This window comes from Halomonas sp. MES3-P3E (genome assembly GCF_002836035.1).
In the GTDB taxonomy this organism is placed as follows: Bacteria; Pseudomonadota; Gammaproteobacteria; order Pseudomonadales; family Halomonadaceae; genus Vreelandella; species Vreelandella arctica.
In genome coordinates this window covers 1-4,917 of record NZ_PJBT01000065.1, presented here as the reverse complement: position 1 = coordinate 4,917, position 4,917 = coordinate 1, and the positions used below count along the sequence as shown (strand labels likewise).

The 4,917-nt window shown below is 57.7% G+C and carries 7 protein-coding genes and 1 pseudogene; 4 read left to right on the top strand and 4 right to left on the bottom strand.

Annotation, left to right across the window (positions count from 1 at the left end; genetic code table 11):
• From CXF87_RS11485 to CXF87_RS11470, 4 genes are all read left to right on the top strand, one after another.
• A partial coding sequence (locus tag CXF87_RS11485) for a hypothetical protein (RefSeq protein ID WP_198556069.1) occupies positions 1–633 on the top strand: 633 nt, incomplete at its 5' end.
• Positions 626–1,030, top strand: a complete 405-nt coding sequence (locus tag CXF87_RS11480) for a phage tail protein (protein ID WP_101146719.1) — start codon at positions 626–628, stop codon at positions 1,028–1,030. The genes CXF87_RS11485 and CXF87_RS11480, both read left to right, overlap by 8 nt.
• Complete coding sequence (locus CXF87_RS11475) at positions 1,008–1,220, top strand: tail protein X (protein ID WP_101146718.1); 213 nt, start codon at positions 1,008–1,010, stop codon at positions 1,218–1,220. Before CXF87_RS11480 ends, CXF87_RS11475 begins: the two co-directional genes overlap by 23 nt.
• The gene (locus tag CXF87_RS11470; protein WP_101146717.1) at positions 1,211–2,233 is read left to right on the top strand and encodes a phage late control D family protein; all 1,023 of its coding nucleotides are present in this window, start codon (positions 1,211–1,213) and stop codon (positions 2,231–2,233) included. The genes CXF87_RS11475 and CXF87_RS11470 overlap by 10 nt, the downstream gene beginning before the upstream one ends.
• 258 nt (positions 2,234–2,491) lie before the next feature.
• On the opposite strand, the pseudogene CXF87_RS22040 reads toward CXF87_RS11470, so the two are convergent.
• The 4 genes and pseudogenes from CXF87_RS22040 to CXF87_RS11450 all read right to left on the bottom strand — a co-directional run.
• A pseudogene (locus tag CXF87_RS22040) lies at positions 2,492–2,677 on the bottom strand (ISL3 family transposase); the annotation flags it as partial.
• A 3-nt stretch (positions 2,678–2,680) separates the two neighbouring features.
• On the bottom strand, positions 2,681–3,076 hold the full coding sequence (locus CXF87_RS21640; RefSeq protein ID WP_157826520.1) for a hypothetical protein: 396 nt from the start codon (positions 3,074–3,076) through the stop codon (positions 2,681–2,683).
• 384 nt (positions 3,077–3,460) lie between these two features.
• Complete coding sequence (locus tag CXF87_RS11455; protein WP_101146715.1) at positions 3,461–3,814, bottom strand: Aca2/YdiL-like domain-containing protein; 354 nt, start codon at positions 3,812–3,814, stop codon at positions 3,461–3,463.
• Complete coding sequence (locus CXF87_RS11450; RefSeq protein WP_101146714.1) at positions 3,811–4,269, bottom strand: hypothetical protein; 459 nt, start codon at positions 4,267–4,269, stop codon at positions 3,811–3,813. Before CXF87_RS11450 ends, CXF87_RS11455 begins: the two co-directional genes overlap by 4 nt.
• Positions 4,270–4,917: the final 648 nt, after the last annotated feature.

Below are 4,917 nucleotides of genomic sequence, written 5' to 3'. Positions count from 1 at the left end.
AAAGGTGAGGTGGCATGGTCGCCCATCCACACGATCACCAGCGCATGGAATGGCATCACTGACTGGTTTGGCGGCCTCTGGGGTGGAGTAAAAAACAAGGCTGGCGCGGCGTGGGACTGGATGAAAGAAAAGCTCTCCTGGTCGCCGCTGGACGTAATAGCTGGCGCGTGGGGTGGTATCTCTGGCTGGTTTGGCAATATGTGGGACGGTATCACTGCGTCAGCCGCCGCCGCCATGGACTGGATTACCGGCAAGCTTGAGTGGGTGGGTAACGCATTCAGCAAGGTGAAAGGCTGGCTGAGCTTCGGGGGCGATGATGAGGAGGGCGCGCCCGCGCAACCCGGCGGCAGCAACGCGCAGGCGCTTGATCTTGGCTCTAGCCAACAAGAAGCGGTAGCGCGAGGGCAAGAGGCGCTGCAGCGAGGGCCAGCACGCCCGCAGCTAAGTGGAGGCGAGGCCAGCCAATCGCCCGCCGAGCGCGTGCGCGAAGTCACGCAGACGATCACCAACCATGTTCAGTTGCACGTGACGCGCAGTGAGGGCGAGGAGGACCAGACCTATGCCCAGCGCATCGCGGAAATGGTGATGGACGAACTCAATCAACGCCAGCAAGGGGCGCTCTACGATGGCTGATGTAATGCTAAAGCTGGGCGACTACCCGTTCAGCATCGATACCGCCGCTTATCAGCAGCTCACCCGAGCGACTCAGTATCGATGGGCGGCTCAGTCTCGGGTGGGTGGTCATGACGCCCTGCAGTTCACGGGCTTTGCTGGCGACCAAATTACACTAACCGGGCGCATCTATCCCAGTTTTCGCAGTGGGCCTCACCAGATACGCGACATGCGCTCGACCGCCGCCGAAGGCCAGCCGCTAATACTAGTCGATGGCAACGGCTTCATTCATGGTCGCTGGGTGATGCTATCGGTTGAAGAGCAGGCGGATATTTTCGCACCCGGCGGCGTCCCGCGGCGTCAGGCATTCACACTGCAGCTGAGGTTCTTTGACGATGGCGCGAACGTACAGAACTAAAGAGGCCGATACCGTCGACTGGATCTGCTGGCGCGCCTACGGGCGCATTACTCCCGGGCTGGTAGAAAAGACGCTCGAGCATAACCCAGGACTGGCCGATCACGGGCCATTGATACCCGCAGGCCTGCTGATCACGCTGCCAGATATTGCCCAGCCAGCACCGAGCCGGAGGGTTCGCTTGTGGGGATAACGCCACGCTTCCGCATCACTGCCAACAGTGAAGACATTACCGAGGCGCTCCGCGAGCGCTTCGTTTCCTTGCGCCTGACGGATAAAGCGGGCGTTGATTCGGACGATCTGACGATCACGCTGGCCGATCACGACGCCCAGGCGCCTATCTCACTCCCGCCGGCGGGCGCAGAATTGACCGTCTGGCTGGGGTGCGACGATCAGGCCGATGAAATGGGCGTGTACATAGTCGACACCATCGACATTAGCTGGCCACCTAATCAACTGCGCATCACCGCCAAGGCCGCGCCGCTCGCGAAAAGCGATTCAGGGCAGGGCAGCACGCGACTGATGCTGCAAACAAAGAAGACGCGCAGCTGGGACGCAGGCACTCAACTGGGCGAAATGGTGAAGGCGATCGCTGCAGAGCACGGGCTGACGCCAGCGGTTCAGGACGCCATGGCAGGCATCACGCTCCCGCACGTGGATCAAGTGAACGAATCAGACATGAACCTGCTGACGCGCCTCGCCCACGAGCATGACGGCATCGCAAAGCCCGGCGGCGGGGCGCTACTGCTCGCAAAGCGTGGCAGCTCACAAAGCGCTGGTGCTGGCAGTCAGCCGCTGCCAACCGTGACCATCACGCCAGGCATGGTGTCGCGGGGGAAGATGCGGCTTGCCAAGCGAGGTGCAGCGGGAAGCGTTGTCGCACGCTGGCGCGATACGGATGCCGCCGCAACGCTTGAGATTACCGAAGGTGAAGGAGAGCCCGTTCAGCGCCTGCAACCCATTCATCCCGACGAAGCCAGCGCCCGCGCCGCCGCGCGTGCAGAGCTAAGGCGAGGGGAAAGGGGAGAGCAGACGCTAGATCTTACGCTCCCGGGCAATACGGAGCTGATGGCAGAGGGTCGTCTGATGCTCTCGGGGTTTCGCGAGGGCGCGGACGGCGAATGGCTGATTAATGAAGTGCAACACCGGCTCGACCAGGGTGGCTTTGTTAGTCAGGTGAAGGGGGAATTGCCGGGGAGTGGGTAGATTGCAGTAAGTGATTATTACGGCTAGCATTGATATGCTGTATAGAAATATAGTAAAGCGCTAAGCTGCTGATTTAGCTACAAAGCCTTGTGCAAGCGCGGCCTTAAAAGGGCTATTCGGATTCAAGATCCGCCGTGTTCTTAAGCAATTCGATATACCAGCATGCCATCAGGCATACGCTGATAAAGCCTGTACTGGTAAATATTTTCGGGTATCCGGATTAACTGGTTGAAGGGGCACTCCAGCCCCTCCAAGTGCTTAATCCTCCCAGAAGGTTGATAGATCGACGCCATAGTTCTTATCAGATTCGGGCAGTCCCATGCTGTAGGTCATGGTAGCTCTGCCCAGGAACGGGGATTCCTTGGTCTGAGGCGACTTCTTCAAGTGCTTGGTGGTATAGAGCATCCGGGCTCGCATCACCTCAAACGAATACCCCCGGCCATCTCCTTATTCGCGGCGGTTCTTTCGAAGTGCTCGCTCCTCGCGGCCCTCGACAAAGATGCGATGGTAATCAGCGTCGCTTAGTGAGTGATACCACTCACGCTGTCTTCGCAGGTGCTCGGTGTAGGCTTCGGGGTCCGAACGGATATGTTCCAGGCGCTTGGCTTCCCGCTGTCGATGAGCCTCCAGGTAACAAGCCCTCAGCACGGAGTCGGACATCTGGCGCTCTCGCCAAGCACGAACAGCGCGCCGATGGTCCTCGCGGATCGATTCGGCTAGCTCGGGGTATGCATCCATCAAGCTGGCCAGCCGCTCAAGGTAGGCTGCCCTGGTCGCCCTGAAGTGCTCGGTGTCCTTGATGCGCTCGTATCGCTCCCGCTCCCGCCTGTTTGCCCTTGCCACACGGCAAGCCTCCGAGCAGGTCTTAGCGGGCATGCGGCCCTTATTAGGGATGATGGTGTCGCATTCCTCGCACGGCGAGCCCAGGCACCAAGGGCATGCCTTTGGACCCCGGTACGAGGGCTTAGTGATAGCTCGGGAGTAGATACCTTCACGACCGCACTCGCAGCGGCAATGTAGCTGCGCTCCGCCATGATCTGCGATGACGGTTAGTTTGCCGAAGGTCTGGCCGATGCGGTCACTTTTAGGCATTGCGATGCTTAAACTTTGCGCGCTTGTCTTTCCTGCGCTGGCGAAGTTTGGCGCGCCGATCCGCCTTCTCCTCTCGCTTCCTCTTTTGCTGAGCCTTGCGGAGACGACCTTTGGCGTTTTGGTTTCTGCCAGCGGTCATTTCAGATTTACCAAGTTGTTGGCATATAGCTCAGCGGCGACTGACTGACTGATTCGCCACGGCAGGATGCCTTTCCCAGGGTTGGCCTCGGAAAATTCGGCGTGATGAACGTAGAACGGCACAGAGATAGTGTCGCCTTCCTTATCGAGCTTGGCCTCGATCTCGTCCATCAGATACTGCCGCTGCGTCAGCAACCCCAACATCTTGTCTTCGACGTCGTCGGGGACCGGACTACGGCCAGCTTCCCAGTATTGCCAACTACGCTTAGAAACGCCGCCGATGATCTCGGCGGCCTCGCTGACATCCAGCATCAACATCTTGCGCAGAGCCTGTAATTCCTTGGCGTTCATGCGACCTCCAGCTCGGCTTCTCGGCCAGCCATGTGGATCAGATAGGCACGGCCTTGCTCATCTTCCATCTCGACGCCGCGGAAACCGAGAAGCACAGCGGCCTCACCGGAGATGCGCTGAATGTCCCAGGAGATGTCGGCCAGGTCTTCCGGATCGATGTCGCAGTCGATGCCATGAACATCTTCGCGTTGAGCGATCAGTTCTTCGGCGGTGTCTTCATCGCAGCCAACCATTTCCATGACCTTCTCGACCAGCCCGGCCAGTTTTTCCGCATCTTCGTGGAAGAACAGTTGCTCGGCGTCGATGATGGCGCAGTCTTCGACATCAATGGCATAGGTGATGTGATCACCAGCCGTCATAACGTACTCACCACCGGCAAAGAAGAGGAACTCGCCGAAGCGGCCAAAGCTGTTGATCTCGGTGATTGCGGCGGGGCTGGTGTGGATCAGTTTCATGGCGATGTCTCTCTGTAGAGGCGGGTCGAGCCGATCTCGAACCCTATGACTGTATCTTAGTTCGCAATCGCGAACAGGTCAACCACTTTTTCCGTTGAGATATAAAAAAGTCGCTGCGCCCTGGATTGCAGAATCAACCATCTATTCCGGATACCCATATTTTCAAGCCTATCAATGCTGTCTTGCCCCACGAATTCAGGCATTTTCACTGGCTCAGGCATGCTGAGATATGGAGCCTCAGCGTTAAGCTTTAAGCTCTTTCCACCCAAGGGCCACCTTCTAGTCGCGCTTGTACAGGCATCTTGAAATCCTCTCGGCAATTGGTGGTTGCTGTTTGGTTGCTGACTCCCTGCAACCATTATAGATAATGTAAGAATAAGAAGGCGATGAAGCCGCTTGTTAGGCGTGAAGCCGCATGGCAGGCGCGACCGTGATGGATACTGCTTTGCACTCATAACCCCATGCCCATTTTAGATCAAAATGGCGGGTAAATATGCGTACCAACAAACGGTAAATTGTTGATTCAATTGATGTGCAGGCGGTCAGTATACGTAACAGAAAAATGGATAAGCATTTGATAATACTACCCGAGCTTACCTGACTTGTAATCAGTAGGTCCCGGGTTCGACTCCTGGTGTCGGCACCACT